Source organism: Fodinicurvata halophila (assembly GCF_042651425.1).
Taxonomy (GTDB): domain Bacteria; phylum Pseudomonadota; class Alphaproteobacteria; order Kiloniellales; family DSM-21159; genus Fodinicurvata; species Fodinicurvata halophila.
The window spans coordinates 128,948-148,074 of record NZ_JBHSCW010000007.1 but is presented as its reverse complement, the minus strand read 5'-3'; the positions used below and the strand labels follow the sequence as shown (position 1 = coordinate 148,074).

The window sequence follows — 19,127 nt, the reverse complement described above, 5'->3', positions numbered from 1 at the left end:
GGAGCGGATGGTCATGACGGATGAAACGACCTCTCTGCGTTATCGGACAATCTTCATTTCCGACATCCACCTCGGCACGCGCGGCTGCAAGGCGGAGCATCTGCTCGACTTCCTGCGGCATACCGAGGCCGAGACCATCTACCTGGTTGGCGACATCTTCGATGGCTGGCGCCTGCGCCGTTCCTGGTACTGGCCGCAGGCTCACAACGATGTGGTTCAGAAACTCCTGCGCAAGGCGCGCAAGGGCACCCGCCTGATCTACGTACCGGGCAATCACGACGAAGTGTTGCGCGACTATACAGGCCAGCATTTCGGTGGCGTCGAGGTCCGCCACGACACCATCCATGAGACGGCCGACGGCCGTCGCCTGCTGGTGATGCACGGCGACGCCTTCGACGGCATCGTCGCCTGTGCCAGGTGGCTCGCCTTCGTGGGAGATTGGGGCTATGGCGTCGTGCTCACCGCCAACACTTGGTTCAACCTACTGCGCCGCCGGCTGGGCTTCGGCTACTGGTCGCTCTCGGCCTATGTGAAGCACCGGGTGAAGAACGCGGTGCAGTACATCGCCCGCTTCGAGGAGTCCGTGGCCGAGGAGGCACGCCGGCGCAAGGTGGATGGCATCGTCTGCGGCCATATCCACCAGGCCGAAATACGCACCATCGGTGACGTCCTCTACATCAATGACGGGGACTGGGTGGAAAGCTGCACCGCGCTGGTGGAACACTTCGACGGCGAACTCGAGATTCTGCACTGGGCCGCGCTGCGCAACCTGGCGATGCTGCCCCAAGGCGCACCCCCTGCCGCCGATGCCGAGAAGAAACAGATGGGAGCGGCGGCCTGATGCGCATTCTCGTCGTCACCGATGCCTGGGCGCCACAGGTCAACGGCGTGGTCCGTACCTTCACGCGCATCCGCGAGGAACTGCACAGCCGCGGCCACCTGGTCGAGGTGATTTCCCCCGAGGGGTTCCGGTCCCTGCCCTGCCCCGGCTATCCGGAGATTCCCCTGGTGGTGCGGCCGGGCCGACAACTGGTGCGCCGGATCGAGGCGTTCGCGCCAGAGGCGATTCATATCGCCACCGAAGGTCTCCTGGGATTCGCCGCCCGCCGTTACTGCCTGCGGCGCGGCTTGCCGTTCACCAGCAGCTACGCCACACGCTTTCCCGAATACGTTTCGGCCCGCCTGCCGGTGCCGCTGTCCTGGGGCTATGCCATCATGCGGCATTTCCATCGGCCGTCTCGCGCGGTCATGGTGTCCACGGACAGCATCCGGCAGGAGTTGAGCGCACGCGGCTTCGCCAACCTCGTGGAATGGACGCGCGGCGTGGATACGGAGTTTTTTCACCCCGAAGCTGCCCAGGGCCGGCCCGACCCCTTCGAGGGCCTGCCGCGGCCCATCTATCTCTGCGTGGGACGCGTGGCCGTGGAGAAGAACATCGAGGCCTTCCTGTCCCTGGACCTGCAGCAGGGCACGAAGGTGGTCGTGGGCGACGGTCCTCAGCTTGCCGGTTTGCGGACGCGCTACCCCCAGGTTCGTTTCGCCGGAGCCCAGCAAGATGAAGACCTGGCCCGACACTATGCCGCGGCCGATGTCTTCGTCTTCCCCAGCCGGACCGATACCTTCGGTCTGGTCATGCTGGAGGCCCTCGCGAGCGGCCTGCCGGTGGCGGCCTTTCCCGTGCCCGGTCCGCTGGACGTGATAGATGGCTCCGGTGCTGGCGTCCTCAGCGAGGACCTTGGCTTCGCCATCCGCCAGGCGCTGGCCATTCCCCCGACTCGCTGCCGAACGCATGCGCTGACCTACTCCTGGGCCGCCTGTGCCGAGTTGTTCCTGGGCAACCTCGCGCCCATCGAACCGACGACCGCCGCGGCCCAAAGCCCGGACTTGGGGTTCAGCGGCGCGGTCTGAGACACAAGGCTGTTCCCGCCAGACTGCTTCTCCTGGTCATACAAGTGTCACCTCTTCTTCATTGCGGTTTCGCGGTGCTGTCATCTGCCTGGTTTAGCTGTCTATACGTTTTCGACGCCCACTGACCCTTCGGGGGCACACAGCATGCTGCAGATTCGCAACCTCACGAAGAGATACGCCGGAACACTGGCCCTGGACGATCTCTCGCTGACTATTCCGCACGGCCACATGGTTGCCGTCATCGGACGCTCCGGCGCCGGGAAATCGACCCTGCTGCGTCTGCTCAACCGCCTGATCGAACCCTCAGCCGGCACGATCGCCTTCGACCAGCAGGAGATCACGCAGCTGTCAGGTGCCGACCTGCGCCGCTGGCGCGCGCAGGCGGCCATGATCTTTCAGAGTTACAACCTATCCCCGCGCCTGGACGTGCTGACCAACGTCCTGATTGGCGCCAGCACCGAAATCCCCCAGGCTCGCCGCCTGCTGCGTGTCTATACCCGCGAGGAACGCCTGCGGGCCGCTTCCATTCTCGACGATCTCGGCATGGTCGAGAAGGCGCTGGAACGCGCCGAGCGGCTGTCCGGCGGCCAGCAGCAGCGCGTGGCAATCGCCCGCGCCCTCATGCAATCCCCTCGCATCATTCTGGCCGACGAACCGGTGGCCTCGCTAGACCCGCACAATACACGCGTGGTCATGGACACCCTGAAGTGGATCAACCGGGAACACGGCATAACGGTGCTCTGCAACCTGCACAGCCTTGAACTCGCCAGAAGCTATGCCGACCACGTGGTGGCACTGAAGGACGGCCGTCTGGAGTTCGAGGGCAGTGTGGCGGAACTGACGGGCGAGAGTCTCTCCACGGTCTACGGTGGCACGCCCGAGACCGAGGAGAAGAAGGTTCTCGAGGTGGCCTGAAGCACCTCGGAAATGCAACTGGCCAACTATTGAGCAGGAGAAAGTCTGATGATGAAGAAAGCACTCCTTGCGGGCACAGCCACGCTCGTCTTCGCGGGCCCCGTTCTTGCCGAGGACTGGCGCGACAGTCGGGACGAGATCAGCTTCGGTGTCATCCCCGTCGAAACCCAGACCGAGACCACCGACACCATGGACGAATTCGCGGCCTATGCCGAGGACAAGCTGGGCGTTCCTGTGGAAATCTTCACGGCGTCCGACTATGTCGGCGTGAACAATGCCCTGGTGGCCGAACAGATCGACATGGCCTGGACCAGTCCCTCGGCCTACTCCGGGTCCTGGCTCGACTGCGACGGCTGCCTGAAGCCCCTGGTCACCGCCACCGACAAGGACGGGAATCTGGGATACAACTCGGTGCTGATCGTCCAGGCCGACAGCCCTTATCAGTCCTATGAGGACCTGGAGGGCAAGACCGTCGCCCGCACGGACCCCAACTCCCAGTCCGGCTACCTGGTGCCCACAGTGCAGTTCCACCAGATGGACAAGCCGATCGACGAGTACTTCAACTCGCCGGTCTCGGGCGGCCATACCCAGTCCGTCCTGGGCGTTCTGGACGGCACTTACGATGCGGCCTTCACCTGGACCACCGAGGATGACGGCTACGGACAGCTCCGCACCATGATGGACAAGGGCATGCTGGACCGCGAGGACATCCGGGTGATCTGGACCTCCGAACTCGTGCCGCCGCCGCCGGTAGTCGCACACCAGAACATGCCTGCGGACATGGAAAAGGACCTGAAAAACCTCTTCCTCACACTGCACGAAGAAAACATGGAGCTCGCCGAATCCGTCGCCAAGGGCGAAACCCAGGGCTTCGTGGAAGTCGATCATTCGGTTTACGAACCGACCATCCAGATGCGCAAAACCATGCGCGAACTCAGAACCAGCAACTAAGCCCACTTCTCGGACCCCGCCAGCGGGCCCGAGAGGCTTCGCCGGCGGGGCCACTTTGCGCAAGAGCAGGGCCGCATGACGAGCACCCCCCTCGACAGCTTCAGCCACGAATGGCGGAAACGCCGAGCGGCCAATCTCCGCCAGGGCAGCCTGGGCGGGCTGCTTCTGCTGGTGGCCCTCGCCTTCTCCCTATACGTCGGACAGTTCGATCTCTGGCGGCTGATCACCGGCCTTCCCAGGATCACGGAGTTCCTGGGCGGCATGGTGCCGGAACTGCACTGGGCAACTCTCAGCCACGACTTGGCGGACTGGTTCTGGGGGATGGAAAAGTGGCTCGCGTTGCTGTGGACCACCCTGATGATGGCGCTGTTCGGCACGGCGGCCGGCACTGTCCTAGGCGGTGCCCTCAGCTTCCTGGCCGCGCGCAACCTTGGCGCCGCGTCCCTGACCATCTTCCTGGTGCGCCGCGTCATGGAAATCGCGCGCAGCGTTCCGGACCTTGTCTGGGCCCTGTTGTTCCTCTTTGCCTTCGGACTAGGGCCACTCCCCGGCGTCCTGGCCATCGGACTGCACACCCTGGGCGCACAAGGCAAACTCTTCGCCGAGGTCAATGAGAACATCGATATGGCGCCACTGGAGGGCATCCGGGCCTCGGGAGGCACCTGGCTCGACGAGATTCGCTTGGGGGTTCTGCCCCAGGTGCTGCCCAACTTCACCTCCTATTCCCTCTGGCGCTTCGAGCTCAACGTGCGTACCGCTACGGTGATGGGTTTCGTGGGCGCCGGGGGCATTGGCATCGAGCTCTACCAGGCCATCAGCCTCAACTACTTCGCTGATGCCGGCGCCATCCTGATCCTGGTCTTCCTCACTGTCGCGCTGATCGACATGTTCAGCGAGTGGGCACGTCTGAAACTCGCCGGCATTTCGCCCGATCACGCCTGAACAGGAAGCGGCCGATGGCACTCAACGAACAAAACAAGGTCTCTGCCGAACAGAGGATGGGAAATCGGGACCTGCTGAACCTCGTCTCACCCCCGCGCGCAGATAGACTACGCCGGCTCGCATTCTGGCTGGCAGCGGCCGTCCTGCTCGGTTACTCCGCCTGGGCCTCTGGTGTTATCAGCCTGAAGCTCTTCACCGGTCTGCCGAAGCTCGGTGATGCCTTCGTCATGATGCTGGTCCCGTCGGGGTTCCAGCACCTGCCGGAATTTCTCTGGGCGCTGATGGAAACTGTTGCCATGGCGTTCTTGGGCACACTGCTCGCCGGATTGATGGCCATTCCCCTGGCCCTTCTCTGCGCGCGAACAACCTTTCCCATCCGCATCCTGCAGTTCGGCTTCCGCCGCTTCTCGGACTCCCTGCGCAGCCTGGACTACCTGATCTGGGCGCTGATCTTCGTGCGGGCGATCGGTCTGGGCCCCTTCGCCGGCATTCTCGCCATCGCCGTGGTGGATCTGGGCACCCTGGCCAAGCTCTACTCGGAAGCCATCGACAACGCGTCCCGCAAGCCATCCGAAGGCGTGCAGGCGGCCGGCGGAACCTGGCTCGACAGCATCCGACTGGGCATTCTCCCTCAGGTCCTGCCCAACATACTTTCGGCCACCCTTTACATGTGGGAGTCCAACACCCGTTCGGCGACCATCCTGGGTATCGTGGGGGCTGGCGGAATCGGCTACCAGCTGGCTGATCGCCTGCGCGTCTACGAGTTCGGTCAGGCCAGCCTGATGATCATCCTCATCATCATAGCCGTGGCCTCGATCGATAGCCTCTCCGGAATCCTTAGGCGACGCCTGATCGGCCGTCAGTAGACAGGCCGGACCAGTCAGTCCGCCTCGCCAGAGGCCGCCAAAGGCGAGAGGTCTTCTTCCCAACCCCCGCCCAGGGCCTTGAACAAGGAGGCCGTTGCGTTCAGACGGGTGCGCATGGCATCGGCCAGGGCCAGTTCCGCCTCCAGCAGGTTGCGCTCAGCGTCAAGCACCTCGATGAAGCCGACGAAGCCCTCGTCATAACGCAGGCGCGCCAGGCGGGCGGTATCTTCCACGGCCTCCACCTGCCGGCGCACGCTCTCAACCCGCTGGGCCGAAGTCTCGTAGATGGCGAGCGCGTCGCGCACTTCCCGGAAGGCCGTCAGCACCGTCATCCGGTACCGCGTCTCCGCCTGGTCGCGCAGGGCTTCCGCGGTATCGACCCGGGCGGCCCCGCGGCCGAAGTCGATGATCGGACCCACCACGGAGGCACCCAGTCCCCAGGTGGTGGCCGGGGCGGTCAGCAGGTCGGCAAACTCGATGGAGGTGCTCCCCAGGAACGAGGAGAGATTGAGTTGCGGCAGGCGCTCCGCCTGGGCCACACCGATCTCTGCCGTGGACGCCATCAATGCGGCCTCCGAGGCCCTCAGGTCGGGACGGCGATTCAGCAGGTCCGAGGGCAGGACCCGCGGGATATTGCTCGGCAGGTCCAGGTCGGTCAGTTCCCCCGGCCCGAATTTGAGCTCAGTCATCAACTCCCGCGGGCTCATGCCCACCAGCACCGCCAGTGCGCTCTGCAGGGTGCGCACGCGTTCCCGCGCCGCCGGCAGGCGCGCCCGGGTTGTCGCCAGTTCCGATTCGGCCTGGCGTAGCGTCAGTGCATCGGTCTCACCGCTTTCGAAGCGCAGCTCTTCCAGCTCCAGGGTTTCCTCCCGGCTCTCGATCGTGCGCTCCAGGATGGCCACCTCGCGCTGCGCCGCACGCAGATTGGTATAGGTGGTGACCACGTCCGTGATCGTGGCCAGCTGGATGGCGTCGTGACTGAAGACCGACTCCGACAGGATGGCCTCGGCCGCCTCTTCGCTGCGCGCCAGGCGGCCCCAGAGATCGATCTCGTAGCCCAGCTGTCCCGACAGGCTGTAGAGGTTCTGGGGATCGTCGCTCACTGGCTGCAGGGTGGCGCGCTCCGAAGCGCTTTCGCGCGTCGCCTCGGCCTGGGCATCCAGGCTGGGCAGGCGATTGGCCTCGGCCAGGCCCAGGCGTGCCCGGGCCTCCTGGATTTGCTGGGTGCGCAAGCGGATATCCAGGTTCTGGTCCATGGCCCGGTTGACCAGACTATTCAGCGTGGGATCGTCGAAACGGGTCCACCAGTCCTCCCACTCCTCGCGCTCGGCCTCGGACAAGAGGACATGATCGGGCAATTCCTCAGGCAGGTCGAACTCCGGTTCCTGGTAGTCCGGGCCCAGGGCGCAGCCCGCCAGAAAGACCGCCATCAAGCCCGCAAGACCCTGCCTGTACAGACGCTTACGCATGCTTGTCCCCCTTCGTTTCCTGCGCTCCGGCAGTACGGCGCCGGCGCAGACGATCACCCACGTCCTCGATCAGCTTATAGAACAGCGGCACGAAAATCAGCGCCAGCGAGCTGGCCGCGATCATGCCGCCGACCACCACGGTGCCGATCTCCGTCCGGCTGGCCGCACCGGCCCCGCTGGCAAAAACCAGCGGCAGGGAGCCAATGATGAAGGTCAACGCCGTCATCAGGATCGCGCGGAAACGCTGCCGCGCCGCAGCACTGGCCGCCTCTCTTGCACTGCTCCCTTCGCGCCTGTTCTGTGCGGCGAACTCGACGATCAGGATGGCGTTCTTGGCCGCCAGCCCGATCAGCACCAGCAGGCCAACCTGGAAATAGACGTCATTGGGGAAGCCACTGAAGTAAACCGCCAGGGCCGCGCCCAGGACGCCGAAGGGCACCGCGGACAGCACCGCGATCGGCAGGCCCCAGCGCTCGTACTGCGCGGCCAGGATCAGGAAGACCATCAGCAGGCCCATGCCGAACGCCAGCCCACCGGCGCCGGCGGCGGCATCCAGCTGATAGGCCTCGCCGATCCAACCCAGCTGGCTGTTCGGGCTCATGATCCCGTCGGCAACCTCTTCCAGGGCTGCCTTGGCCTCGCCGCTCGTATATCCGGACGCCGGATCGGCCATGATCTTGGCCGCCGAATAGACATTAAAGCGGTTCAGGATATCCGGACCGGATTGACGCTCCAGGGTGACCAGTGAACTGACCGGCAGCATGTCCCCGGAGTCGGAGCGCACGAACACGCGCCGCAGGTCTTCGGGCCTGCTGCGGAACTCGCCCTCCGACTGCAGGTTCACCTGCCAATTGCGCCCCGACAGGATGAAGTCGTTCACATAGAGCGAGCCGAAGGTGCTCTGCATGGCCTCGAAGATGCTGGTGATCGACACCCCGGCCGCCTTGGCCTTCGCGCGATCCACCTCGGCCTGATAGCGCGGTATGCTGGTATTCAGCGTCGTGCGCGCGTTGACCACCTCCGGGCGCTGGTTGGCGGCGGCAGCGATCCGGCTCGCCATCTGCTGGATTTCCTCGGGCGTGCTGTCGTCGCGCACCTGCAGATAGCCTTCCACGCCCCCGGTCAGCGAGAGTCCCTGGATCGGCGGAAGGACGAAGGAAATGACCTGCGCCTCGGGGATCTGGGCACCCCTTCCCATTATGCGTCCGACCAGGGACTGGGCGTCCTGGCCCGGCCCCTGGCGCTCGTCCCAGTCGCTCAGGTTGGCAAAGCCAACGCCGGCGGAGGTGCGTTGCGAGCTGGCAATGATGTCGTACCCGGCAAAGCTGGTGTAATCCTCGATCTCCGGCATGGCCAGCAATCGCTCGGACAGCTCGTCGCGCACCTGCTCCGTACGGCCCAGTGCTGCAACCGGCGGCAACTGATAGGCCACCAGGGCCACACCCTGGTCCTCCTGGGGCACCAGCCCAGTGGGCAGGCGTTCGAACATGAAGAGCGCACCGCCACAGACCAGGACGAAGACCAGCACACCCAGCACGGCATGCTTCAGGACCCAGTCCACGGCCCGGCCGAACCCGTTCGTGAGGCGCTCGAAGCCGGCATTGAAATAGCGGAAGAAACGCGGTGGCTCATGCGACTGCTTGTCGAGCAACAGGGCACACATTGCCGGCGTGAGCGTCAGCGCTACCACGCCCGAGACGACGACGGAAATGGCGATGGTCACCGCGAACTGTCGGTAGAGCACGCCGGTCATCCCGCCCAGGAAGCTGACCGGCGCGAAGACAGCCACCAGGACCAGCGTCGAGGAAACGACCGCCCCGGCCACCTGCTTCATCGTTTCGATGGACGCCTCGCGCGCCTTCATGCCTTTCTCGACGATCAGGCGGTCCACGTTCTCCAGCACGATGATGGCATTGTCCACCACGATACCGATGGCCAGCACCAGACCGAAGAGAGTCAGCAGATTGATTGAGAAGCCCAGCGCCTGCATGCCGACGAAGGTCCCAATCAACGAGACGGGTATGGCCGTTACCGGAATCAGGGTGGCGCGCAGGTGCTGCAGGAACATGAAGGTCACCAGAACGACCAGGCCCACGGCGATCAGCAGAGTCACCACCACTTCCTGGATCGAGATCTCCACGAACTGCGTGGTGTCGTAGGGCACCGAATAGGTCATGTCCTCCGGAAAGCGCTCAGCCAGTTCGTCCATGGTCGCGCGGACGGCTTCGGCCGTTTCCAGGGCATTGGCCCCGGGCTGCAGGTAGACGCCCAGGGGCACGGCGGACTGCCCGTTGTAGGTGGCCGAGAAGGCATAGTCCTGGGCGCCCAGTTGGGCACGTGCCACATCGCCGAGGCGCAGCACGGAGCCGTCCTCCTCCGAACGCAGGATGATGTCCTCGAACTCCTGCGGTTCGACCAGCTGACCCTGGGTGGTGATGGTATAGGTAAAGGCCTGGTCTTCAGGGGCGGGTTCCGCACCCAGACGCCCGGCGGCAAACTGGGAATTCTGCTCGCGAATGGCGGCCGCCACATCCGAGGGGGTCAGGTCGTACTGGGCCAGCTTGTCGGGCCGCAGCCAGATGCGCATGGAATAGTCCTGCGCACCGAACAGCGAGGCATTCCCCACCCCGGGAATGCGAACCAGTTCGTCGATGATGTTCAGCAGGCCGTAGTTGCTGATGAACAGCGGATCATGGGTGCCCTCCGGGGAATAGAGCACCGGCACCATCAGGATGTTGGACGAGCGCGCTTCGACCCGTACGCCCTGGTCGCGCACGGATTGCGGCAGGCGCGAGAGGGCGGCCTGAACACGGTTGTTGACGTTGATGGTGGCCTGGTCGGGGTCCGTGCCGATATCGAAGGTCACCGTCAGGCTCATGCGGCCGGAGTCCGTATTGGTGGACTCCATGTAGATCATGTCCTCGACGCCGTTGATTTCCTGCTCCAGCGGCGCGGCCACGGAATCGGCGATGACCTTGGAGGAGGCACCGGGATAGCTCGCTTCCACCACGACCTGGGGCGGCACGACGTTGGGGTATTGCTCGATGGGCAGGATGCGCATGGCCGCCAGCCCGGCGAGCAGAATGATGATCGAGATGACGGCCGCGAAGATCGGCCGGTCGATGAAGAAGCGCAGCATCAGTTGGCCTCCCCTGTCGAGGCCTCTTTCTGCGCGTCGCTCCCGTCTTCGCTGTCACCGTTCTGAGCCTGCTGGGGCTGGACCGTCATACCGTCACGAACGGCCACCTGGCCGTTGACGATAACCTGCTCTCCGGCCTCCAGGCCTTCGGAGATCACCTGCATGCTGTCGACGACGGGGCCCAGCGTCACCTGACGCGCCTGGACGACATTCTCCTCGTCCACGACGAAGACCTGTGCGCTCTGGGGACCTTCGCCCACAGCCTTTTCGGGCACGGAGATCGCGTCTTCCAATGTTCTCAGCAGCAGCCGCACGCGCACGAACTGCCCGGGAACGATCCTGTGATCCGGATTCGGAAAGACCGCACGCGCCAGAACGGTTCCGGTGTCTGGGTCTATGGTGCTGGCCGTGAAGTCGATTTCCCCCGTCCGCTCGTATTCCTGGCCTCCCGGCAGGATCAGGGTCGCATCCCGGCGGTTGTCCCCGTTGCCGCTGCGGCCCATGGCTTCGCGGGCCTGGCGCTGGAGGGCGGCATCGCTCTCGGGCAGGGCAAAGCGCACATGCACCGGGTCCATCTGGGTAATGGTGGTCAGCAACGAACCGCGCTCCACCAGGCTGCCCTCCGGCAACGCCTCAAGGCTGGTCACGCCGGGGGCAGGTGCCGCCACGTCGGTGTAGTCCAGCTCCAGGCGAGCCTGGTCCACTTGCGCCGTGGAAAGGGCGAGCGAGGCCCGCGCCAGTTCCAGTGTGGAGAGCGCCGCATCGCGTTCGCGCTCGCTGATGGCATTCTGTTCGTACAATCGAGAGACGCGGCGCCACTCGCGTTCGGCCTGCTGTACCTCCGCTTCGGCACGGTCACGCTCGGCGCGCGCTGCCTGCAGGGCAAGCGCAAAGGGCTCGGGATCGATGGCGAAGAGCGAATCATCCTCCTCGACCACCTTGCCTTCATCGTAGAGACGCTTTTGCAGAATGCCTTCCACCCGGGCACGCACCTCCACTTCCCGGGCGCCGCGCGCTCGGCCGGCATAGTCCGCGTAGACATCCCTGTCCTGGCGCTCGGTGGTTACCACGTTCACCTGGGGAGGTGGACCGCCACCCTGTCCGCCGGCCTGGCCCTGTGCGGAGTCCTCGCTCCCGCAGGCGGCCAGCAGGGCCAGCAAGGAGGCCGCGGCCAGGCCGCGCAGGATGGCGGCACTTGAAGTCTTGTATTCTGCCGAAGTGCGCATGCTTCAGTCTTTCCCGAAAAAGAAAATTCCCGCCGGCCGGGTGGACGTGATTCTCCGCCCCAGGGTACCGCAGCCACCGATCAACAGGATTTTTCGCTTGAAACAGCCCTGCTCATGGCTTTTACATACATGCACGTTCGTTTGCAACAGTGAATGTCAAAGATTGGACCTGCCCCCATGGCGCGTCGTACCAAAGAAGAGGCCGAGGAAACGCGACAGAGGATCCTCTCTGCTGCCGAGACCGTGTTCTACGAACGCGGAGTGGCGCACACGACTCTCGAGATGATCGCAAACGAGGCCGGCGTGACCCGCGGTGCCATCTACTGGCACTTCAAGAACAAGCTGCATCTTTTCACGGAAATGCACGAGCGGGTCAACCTGCCGATGCGGGAGATGTTCTTTCAGGTCATCCGGGACGACGACGCTGCAGACAGCCTGTCCGCACTGGAGAATTTCTGCATCGACACCCTCGTCAACGTCCACAATGACGAGCGGCTTAGGAAGGTCTACACGGTCATCCTTCTGAAATGCGAGAAGTCGAGCAGCATGGAAGCGCTCAGTGAACGCACCCTGCAAACGCGCAAGGAGCTCACGAGCGCACTGGCAGCCTATTTCTCCCGGCTCAAGGAGCGCGGAATGATCCGCAGCCCCGTCTCCGGCGAAGCGCTTGCTCTGGCTCTCCACAGTTACATGATCGGCATCTTCACGGACTACCTGAGTGCCCCGGAAAGCTACACCATGCCCGAGGATGCCCAGGCGCTCATGCGGGTCTTCTTCGAGCCCCTGCGCCGGCAATGAGTCCGGGTCTGTCCTAAAGGAGGCGGCCCTGCCGCGTTTCCCCGCTCTTCTCGTTCTTGCGGGAGGATGACGAGGCGCCTCCAGCCCGGCTCTTTCCACCGGATTTCCCGCCACCGTCGGAGGATGATGCCTCCGTTCCGGCCGTAACCGGCACGCGTCCGTCGGCGAACTCGACCTGCAGGGCCTGGCCGTCGGTCACCTGGCCGGCCCGGGTCACGATCTCCGCATCACCGCGGACGACGGCATAGCCGCGCTCCAGCGTCGCCTTGTAGGACAGGCTTTCCAGCAGGCGACTCGTCGAGTCCAGCTGGCCTGCGGCATCCGCCAGGCGTCGCTGGACGGCGGGCAGGAGGCGTTCGTCCAGATGGGCCAGCGCCTGCCGGCCATGCCGCAATTCCTGGCGCGGCGGCGTCAGGGTCATGCGCTGAACGGCATGGCTGCGCTCCGCCAGGAAGGCTCGGAACGCCGGCTCCAGACGGTCGCCGGCAGCCGCCAGGCTCTGAGCGGCAAAGCGTTGCTGCTGACGAGGATGGGGCAGGCGGGCGGCATACTCGCGCAGGTCAGCCGCCAGGCCGCTAATGCGGCCCCGGGCAGCAACATCCAGGCGCTCGGCCCGATCGTCCAGTTGCTGCTGCTTCTCCCCCAGCAGGCGCCGCGGATCCGGCAGACCGCGGGCCAGGCCCTCCACGCGCTGGCGCCGTTCCTCGACCCAGCGATGGGCTGCGCCCAACAGGCGCCGCTCCAGGTCCAGGGTGATACTGACCAGCTCTGCACGCACCGGAACGGCGATCTCGGCGGCCGCGGTCGGCGTTGGTGCGCGCCGGTCCGAGGCATAGTCGATCAGTGTGGTATCGGTTTCATGGCCCACCGCCGAGATCAGCGGAATCGCAGAGGCCGCCGCCGCACGCACGACGACCTCTTCGTTGAAGGCCCAGAGGTCCTCCAGCGACCCGCCGCCGCGCGCCACGATCAGTACATCTGGTCGCGGAACCGGCCCGTGCGGCGAAAGCGCATTGAACCCCTCGATGGCGCGCACGACCTGTTCGGCCGCGCCCTCGCCCTGTACCAGCACCGGCCAGACCAGGACATGTCTCGGAAAACGCTCGGACAGGCGGTGCAGGATGTCGCGTATGACCGAGCCGGTGGGTGAGGTGACGACGCCGATGACCTGGGGCAGATAGGGCAGGGCGCGCTTGCGCTCGGCATCGAACAGGCCCTCGTCAGCCAGCTTGCGCCGACGCTCCTCCAGAAGTTTCAGCAGGGCGCCTTCGCCGGCCAGCTCCAGCGATTCGATCACCAGCTGGTACTTCGAGCGCGCGGGGTAGGAGGTGATGCGCCCCGTGGCCACCACGTCCATGCCGTCTTCCGGATTGAGAGTGAGGCGCCCGGCCAGGCCGCGCCAGCAGACCCCATCGATCACGGCATCGGCATCCTTCAGCGCCATGTAGAGATGGCCCGACGCAGCGCGCTTGAAACCCGAGATTTCCCCGCGTATGCGTACGCGTTCGAAGGCACCTTCCAGGGTGCGCTTGATGGCGCCGCTGATCTCCGAAACGCTGAACTCGGGAAGATTGCCCTGCGGTTCAGGTCGGGGCGGATCGGATCGGGGTCTTGAATCGCTCATGAGTCCTGGAGCTCATGCTACAAGACACCGGTCAGGGAACAAGGGACGAGTTGGAAAAAAGATGCGGATACTGGTGGTAGGCGGTGGTGGCCGCGAGCATGCGTTATGCTGGGCCCTGGCCCGATCGCCCTCCTGCACGGGCCTCTACTGCGCGCCCGGCAATGCCGGCACGAAGACCTGCGCGGAAACGGTGGAGATCGCCGCGGAGGATATCGACGGCCTGGTCGACTTTGCCCGCAGGCAGGGAATCGACCTGGTGATAATCGGCCCGGAAGCACCGCTGGTGGCCGGCCTGGCCGACCGTCTCGACGCGGAAGGGATTCTTGCCTTCGGGCCTTCGGCGGCGGCCGCCGAACTGGAGGGCTCCAAGGGCTTCATGAAGGATCTCTGCGCCCGGTACGGCATTCCCACCGCCGCCTATGGCCGTTTCTCCGATCTCGAGGCGGCCCGGACCTATCTGTACCGGCAGGGAGCGCCCATCGTCGTCAAGGCCGACGGCCTGGCCTCCGGCAAGGGCGTGACCGTGGCCACGACCCTGGAAGACGCGGAGGATGCGCTCGAGGATGCTATGGTCGGCGGACGTTTCGGGGAGGCCGGGGGCGAAGTCGTGATCGAGGAATGCCTCGAGGGCGAGGAGGTCAGCTTCTTCGCCCTGTGCGACGGCACCACCGCACGCCCCCTGGCCTCGGCCCAGGATCACAAACGCGCCTTTGACGGCGACGAGGGGCCCAACACCGGCGGCATGGGGGCCTATTCGCCGGCCCCTCTCATGACCGAGGCCCTCCAGGCCCAGGTGATGGAACAGATCATAGACCCCACGGTGGCTGCCATGGCCGCGGAGGGCCGCCCCTACAGGGGCGTTCTCTACGCCGGCCTCATGGTGGCGTCCGACGGCACCGCGAAGCTGCTGGAATACAACGTGCGCTTCGGCGATCCCGAATGCCAGATCCTGATGCTGCGCCTGGACAGCGACCTGGCAGAACTGCTGCGGGCCACCTGCGAGGGCCGGCTGGCCGATGCGGAGATCCGCTGGCGCAGCGACACTGCCATCACCGTGGTGCTGGCAGCCAAGGGCTATCCCGGCAGCTATGCGAAGGGCGAGACGATCGCAGGCCTGGAGGCGGCGGCGGATACGCAGGGTGTCACCCTCTTCCACGCCGGCACCAGGGAAGGCCCGGACGGCAGTGTCCTGTCCGCCGGCGGGCGCGTCCTCAATTTCTGCGCCCTCGGCCACAACCTGGCAACGGCACGCGAGCACGCCTATGCCGCCCTTGACAGGATCGACTGGCCGGGTGGGTTCTGCCGCCGGGATATCGGCTGGCGCGCATTGCGGAAATAAGGTCCGGCAGGACAGGCGGGCGAGCGCTCAGTGAGAGACGAAGCTCAGCGCGACACCATTGGCCTCGCTTGCCGGAACGTGAACACCGGCATCGTCCAGGCTGCAGGTAACCCCGTTGTGACGCAGGCAGGCTTCGGTACGACGCAGGTCGGCGGACAAAAGTGACAGGCCGGCCAAACCTTCCCTGGTGCCCGGCATCTCGGCCGGTTCCAGCAGAATCTCGCACGTGCCGCAGGTCAGCAGCGCGCGGCCATCGGCCATCTGCAGGTTCTCCTCGCCAAAAATGGCGGCGTAGGCCGGCGCCGCCTCGCCGGGATGTTGGCAGGCCACCTGAACGCGTCGCACTGCGGTCGCCGCATTCTCGTGACTGGTCCACTGCGGCTGCCACACCAGTTCCGGCGTCAGATGCTGGCAGAGGAAGGCGGGGAAGGCCGGGCTGGCTTCGGGGACGGGGTGCAGCAGGCGGAAGGCAGGCTGAACCGGTCCTTCCGGCAGTTCCAGGGCGCGCGAGAGATCCTTTGGCCCGCCGTGCTCAACGCCGTTCCCGCTCAACCGGCGGGCGGACTCCTCAATGTCGGAGGTCGCAAAGGACAGAGACAACAGGCCTTCGCCGCGCTCGGCCAGGAAGCGATCCAGGTTGTTGGTGAACTGCTCCGGATCCACGATGCCCAGCAGTTCAATATAATCATAGGGGAACATGATGCAGTAATTGGCGGTGCCCCAGCCCGTATGCCGGCCCCGCGGCGTCACGGTGAAGCCGAGGCGTGACCAGCCGGCGCGCGCCGCTTCCAGGTCCGCCACTCCGACCAACGCATGGTCCAGTCCCGCGACCGCCGTATCCATCAGTTCGCCTCCGCTGCAAGCGCACGGCCCGCCACCGCGTCCAGGCGGGCGCACGTCTCGGGATTGCGTTGCTCCGGGCGCGTGATCAGCGCATTGTCGAGCGCCCTGTCACAGCCCTGCTCGCAGGACGCGTCCCGTCCGGACAGGCGCGGCAGGACCGCCCGGATCAGCGTGCGGGCCTTCTCGGCATTCTCCATCAGGACCTTCACCACCTGCTCGACGGTGACGTGATCGTGGTCGGGATGCCAACAATCGTAATCGGTCACCATGGCCACGCTGGCGTAACAGAGCTCGGCCTCGCGCGCCAGCTTGGCCTCCGGCATGTTGGTCATGCCGATCACCTCACACCCCCAGCTGCGATAGAGGTTGGATTCGGCCAGGGTCGAGAACTGCGGGCCTTCCATGGCCAGGTAGGTCCCGCCCTTGCGGAAGGGAATGCCAGCCTCCTCGGCTGCGGCCACAAGATGATGGTCGAGACGGCTGCAGACCGGATGTGCCAACGAGACGTGGGCCACGAGGCCATCGCCGAAGAAGGTCTTTGTCCGGTTGATGGTGCGATCTATGAACTGGTCGACCAGCACGAAATGGCCGGGTGGCAGCTCTTCCTTCAACGATCCTACGGCACTCAGCGAGAGGATTTCCGTGACGCCGAGCCGCTTCAGGGCATCGATATTGGCACGGTAATTGACGTCAGAGGGGGAGAGGACATGACCGCGCCCGTGCCGCGGCAGGAAGACCACGGGCTGGCCCTCCAGTTCGCCGCAGAGGAATTCATCGGATGGCGGGCCGAAGGGGCTGTCCACCGCTTTCCATTCCGCCTTCTCGAGACCGTCCATGTCATAGACGCCACTGCCGCCGATGACACCGACCACCGGTGACGAAACTGACTCGATCATCTGGCACCCCCATTTTGGCGAATCGCTTGGCATCCCCCAGCAGTCGACAGCCTAACCCGGGAACGGGCAAGGGCAAAAAGACGAAAGGGCCGCTCTTGAGCGGCCCTTCGCCATGTTCTGCAACTCCGGCCCAATGACCTAGTGCAGGTTGGCCCACAGCTTGCGCTTGGCGGCATAGATCAGCCCCGTGAAGACCAGCAGGAACAGGATCACCTTGATCCCCATCTGCTTGCGGTCCTCCAGCTTGGGCTCCGCCGTCCACATCAGGAACTCGCTGACGTCGGCCGACATCTGGCTGACCGTCGCCTCGGTGCCGTCGGCATACTCGACGATGCCCTCGCTCAGCGGCGGCGCCATGGCGATCTGATGGCCCGGGAAGTATTCGTTGTAATACATCCCCTGCATCATCTCGACATCCTCCGGCGCTTCCTCGTAGCCGGTCAGCAGTGCATAGAGATAGTCCGGACCGCCGGCACGGGCCTTGGCCATCAGCGACAGATCCGGCGGATAGGCTCCTCCGTTGGCCGCACGTGCGGCCTCCTCGTTGGGGAAGGGCGGCGGGAACTTGTCCGAGGCCTCGGCGTCGCGCTCGTACATGTTGCCTTCATCGTTCGGACCGTCTTCCACGGTATAGTCCGCGGCAATGGCCCGGATCTCGGCATCGTTGTAGCCCAGCTCGGACAGGTTTCGGAAGGCCACCAGGCGCAGGCTGTGACAGGACGAGCAGACCTGTTCATAGACCTGGAAACCGCGCTGCAGCGCCTCGCGATCATAGGTGCCGAAGAAACCGGAGAAGGACCAGTCCTGCTCGGGAATCGCGACCCCTTCGGCGGCACTCGCCGTACTGGCGGAGAACAGCAGGCCCACGGCGGCCGTTATGGAAAGAGCGAGCTTTTTCATCAGGCTTTCTCCATCGGCTTGGCCTGGGCGGAGGTCCCGGCCCCGCCTGATTTGAGGACAGGATCGCTGATCGAGGCCGGTAGCGGCTTGGGACGCTCCAGTCGGCCCAGCAGCGGCAGGATGATCAGGAAGTGAGCGAAGTAATAGGCCGTTGCGATCTGACCGATGGTCACCCAGGGCTCCTCCGGGGGCTGGGCCCCGACATAGCCGAGCACCAGGCAGGCCACCACCAGCACCCAGAAAAAGTTCTTGTACAGCGGACGGAACCGCGAACTGCGCACCGGCGAGCTGTCCAGCCAGGGCAGGAAGAACAACAGGATGATCGAGCCGAACATCGTCAACACCCCACCCAGCTTGGCGTCGATCAGGGTGATGCCGGTGAACGGAATGGAGATGTCGAAGGTGATCGCGCGCAGCATGGCGTAGAACGGCAGGAAGTACCATTCCGGCACGATGTGCGAAGGCGTCACCAGCGGATCGGCCTCGATGTAGTTGTCGGGATGGCCCATGTAGTTCGGCGCATAGAAGACGAACAGCGCGAAGAGGATCAGGAACACGCCCAGTCCGACCAGATCCTTCACCGTGTAGTAGGGATGGAACGGGATCTTGTCCTGCGGACCCTTGGCCTCGATACCCAGCGGGTTGTTCGAGCCGAAGCGATGCAGGGCCCAGAGGTGTAGGAAGACCACGGCGACGATCACGAAGGGCAGCAGGTAGTGCAGGGCGAAGAAGCGGTTCAGCGTCGGATTGTCGACGGCGAAGCCGCCCCACAGCCAGCTGACGATGCTGTCGCCCACCAGCGGTATGGCCGAGAACAGGTTGGTTATCACCGTGGCGCCCCAATAGCTCATCTGGCCCCAGGGCAGCACGTAGCCCATGAAGGCGGTGGCCATCATCAGCAGCAGGATGATGACGCCCAGGCCCCAGAGCACCTCGCGCGGCGCCTTGTAGGAGCCGTAGTAGAGCCCCCGGAACATGTGCAGGTAGACCACGATGAAGAAGAACGAGGCGCCGTTCATGTGGATGTAGCGGATCAGCCAGCCGAAGTTCACGTCGCGCATGATGCGCTCGACGGAATCGAAGGCATGGTCCACATGCGGCGTGTATTGCATCGCCAGCAGCAGGCCGGTGGCGATCATGATCACCAGCGTAATGCCGGCCAGCGAGCCGAAGTTCCACAGGTAGTTCAGGTTACGCGGAGCCGGATAGTCGACGAGGTGCTCGTTGACGTAGGAGAAGATCGGCAGGCGGTTGTCGAACCACTTGACCGCCCGGTTGTTCGTGTTGAAGCCGCTCATGCTCTGCTTGTCC

The 19,127-nt window shown here is 64.9% G+C and carries 16 protein-coding genes; 8 read left to right on the top strand and 8 right to left on the bottom strand.

Features of this window, described 5'->3' with window-relative positions:
* The first annotated feature begins 13 nt into the window (after positions 1–13).
* From ACFOW6_RS12970 to phnE (ACFOW6_RS12945), 6 genes are all read left to right on the top strand, one after another.
* Entirely contained in the window at positions 14–841 is an 828-nt protein-coding gene (locus tag ACFOW6_RS12970) for a UDP-2,3-diacylglucosamine diphosphatase (RefSeq protein ID WP_382422807.1), read from the top strand.
* Positions 841–1,908 carry a glycosyltransferase family 4 protein gene (locus ACFOW6_RS12965; protein WP_382422806.1) on the top strand — a complete coding sequence of 356 codons (1,068 nt, stop codon included), beginning with the start codon at positions 841–843 and terminating at the stop codon, positions 1,906–1,908. Before ACFOW6_RS12970 ends, ACFOW6_RS12965 begins: the two co-directional genes overlap by 1 nt.
* A 144-nt stretch (positions 1,909–2,052) precedes the next feature.
* Positions 2,053–2,823, top strand: a complete 771-nt coding sequence (gene phnC / locus ACFOW6_RS12960; protein ID WP_382422805.1) for a phosphonate ABC transporter ATP-binding protein — start codon at positions 2,053–2,055, stop codon at positions 2,821–2,823.
* 48 nt (positions 2,824–2,871) lie between these two features.
* Entirely contained in the window at positions 2,872–3,774 is a 903-nt protein-coding gene (phnD, locus tag ACFOW6_RS12955; RefSeq protein WP_382422804.1) for a phosphate/phosphite/phosphonate ABC transporter substrate-binding protein, read from the top strand.
* Between the two features lie 75 nt (positions 3,775–3,849).
* On the top strand, positions 3,850–4,716 hold the full coding sequence (gene phnE, locus ACFOW6_RS12950) for a phosphonate ABC transporter, permease protein PhnE (protein ID WP_382422803.1): 867 nt from the start codon (positions 3,850–3,852) through the stop codon (positions 4,714–4,716).
* A gap of 14 nt (positions 4,717–4,730) precedes the next feature.
* Positions 4,731–5,582, top strand: a complete 852-nt coding sequence (gene phnE, locus ACFOW6_RS12945) for a phosphonate ABC transporter, permease protein PhnE (protein ID WP_382422802.1) — start codon at positions 4,731–4,733, stop codon at positions 5,580–5,582.
* A 14-nt stretch (positions 5,583–5,596) separates the two neighbouring features.
* Here the strand turns inward: phnE (ACFOW6_RS12945) and ACFOW6_RS12940 are convergent, their stop codons facing one another.
* From ACFOW6_RS12940 to ACFOW6_RS12930, 3 genes are read right to left on the bottom strand one after another with little or no spacing between them, the layout of a single operon-like run.
* Positions 5,597–7,051: an efflux transporter outer membrane subunit gene (locus ACFOW6_RS12940; protein ID WP_382422801.1), complete on the bottom strand. Its 1,455-nt coding sequence runs from the start codon at positions 7,049–7,051 to the stop codon at positions 5,597–5,599.
* On the bottom strand, positions 7,044–10,190 hold the full coding sequence (locus ACFOW6_RS12935; protein ID WP_382422800.1) for an efflux RND transporter permease subunit: 3,147 nt from the start codon (positions 10,188–10,190) through the stop codon (positions 7,044–7,046). The genes ACFOW6_RS12940 and ACFOW6_RS12935 overlap by 8 nt, the downstream gene beginning before the upstream one ends.
* Positions 10,190–11,416: an efflux RND transporter periplasmic adaptor subunit gene (locus ACFOW6_RS12930; protein ID WP_382422799.1), complete on the bottom strand. Its 1,227-nt coding sequence runs from the start codon at positions 11,414–11,416 to the stop codon at positions 10,190–10,192. The genes ACFOW6_RS12935 and ACFOW6_RS12930 overlap by 1 nt, the downstream gene beginning before the upstream one ends.
* Positions 11,417–11,593: 177 nt before the next feature.
* Between ACFOW6_RS12930 and ACFOW6_RS12925 the strand changes: the two genes are divergently transcribed.
* Positions 11,594–12,214: a TetR family transcriptional regulator gene (locus ACFOW6_RS12925; protein ID WP_382422798.1), complete on the top strand. Its 621-nt coding sequence runs from the start codon at positions 11,594–11,596 to the stop codon at positions 12,212–12,214.
* A gap of 13 nt (positions 12,215–12,227) precedes the next feature.
* Here ACFOW6_RS12925 and xseA read toward each other — a convergent pair whose 3' ends face one another.
* The gene (gene xseA, locus ACFOW6_RS12920; RefSeq protein ID WP_382422797.1) at positions 12,228–13,838 is read right to left on the bottom strand and encodes an exodeoxyribonuclease VII large subunit; all 1,611 of its coding nucleotides are present in this window, start codon (positions 13,836–13,838) and stop codon (positions 12,228–12,230) included.
* A gap of 61 nt (positions 13,839–13,899) precedes the next feature.
* Between xseA and purD the strand changes: the two genes are divergently transcribed.
* Positions 13,900–15,177, top strand: coding sequence for a phosphoribosylamine--glycine ligase (gene purD / locus ACFOW6_RS12915; protein ID WP_382422796.1), 1,278 nt, complete (start codon positions 13,900–13,902; stop codon positions 15,175–15,177).
* Positions 15,178–15,204: 27 nt separating this feature from the next.
* Here the strand turns inward: purD and ACFOW6_RS12910 are convergent, their stop codons facing one another.
* The 4 genes from ACFOW6_RS12910 to ACFOW6_RS12895 form a co-directional block, all read right to left on the bottom strand.
* The gene (locus ACFOW6_RS12910) at positions 15,205–16,020 is read right to left on the bottom strand and encodes a VOC family protein (protein ID WP_382422795.1); all 816 of its coding nucleotides are present in this window, start codon (positions 16,018–16,020) and stop codon (positions 15,205–15,207) included.
* Positions 16,020–16,916, bottom strand: coding sequence for an S-methyl-5'-thioadenosine phosphorylase (locus ACFOW6_RS12905; protein ID WP_382422794.1), 897 nt, complete (start codon positions 16,914–16,916; stop codon positions 16,020–16,022). Before ACFOW6_RS12905 ends, ACFOW6_RS12910 begins: the two co-directional genes overlap by 1 nt.
* 138 nt (positions 16,917–17,054) lie before the next feature.
* Positions 17,055–17,816 (bottom strand): cytochrome c1, encoded by a 762-nt coding sequence (locus tag ACFOW6_RS12900; protein ID WP_382422793.1) that lies wholly within the window; start codon positions 17,814–17,816, stop codon positions 17,055–17,057.
* Positions 17,816–19,114: a cytochrome b gene (locus tag ACFOW6_RS12895; RefSeq protein ID WP_382422792.1), complete on the bottom strand. Its 1,299-nt coding sequence runs from the start codon at positions 19,112–19,114 to the stop codon at positions 17,816–17,818. The genes ACFOW6_RS12900 and ACFOW6_RS12895 overlap by 1 nt, the downstream gene beginning before the upstream one ends.
* Positions 19,115–19,127 lie beyond the last annotated feature (13 nt).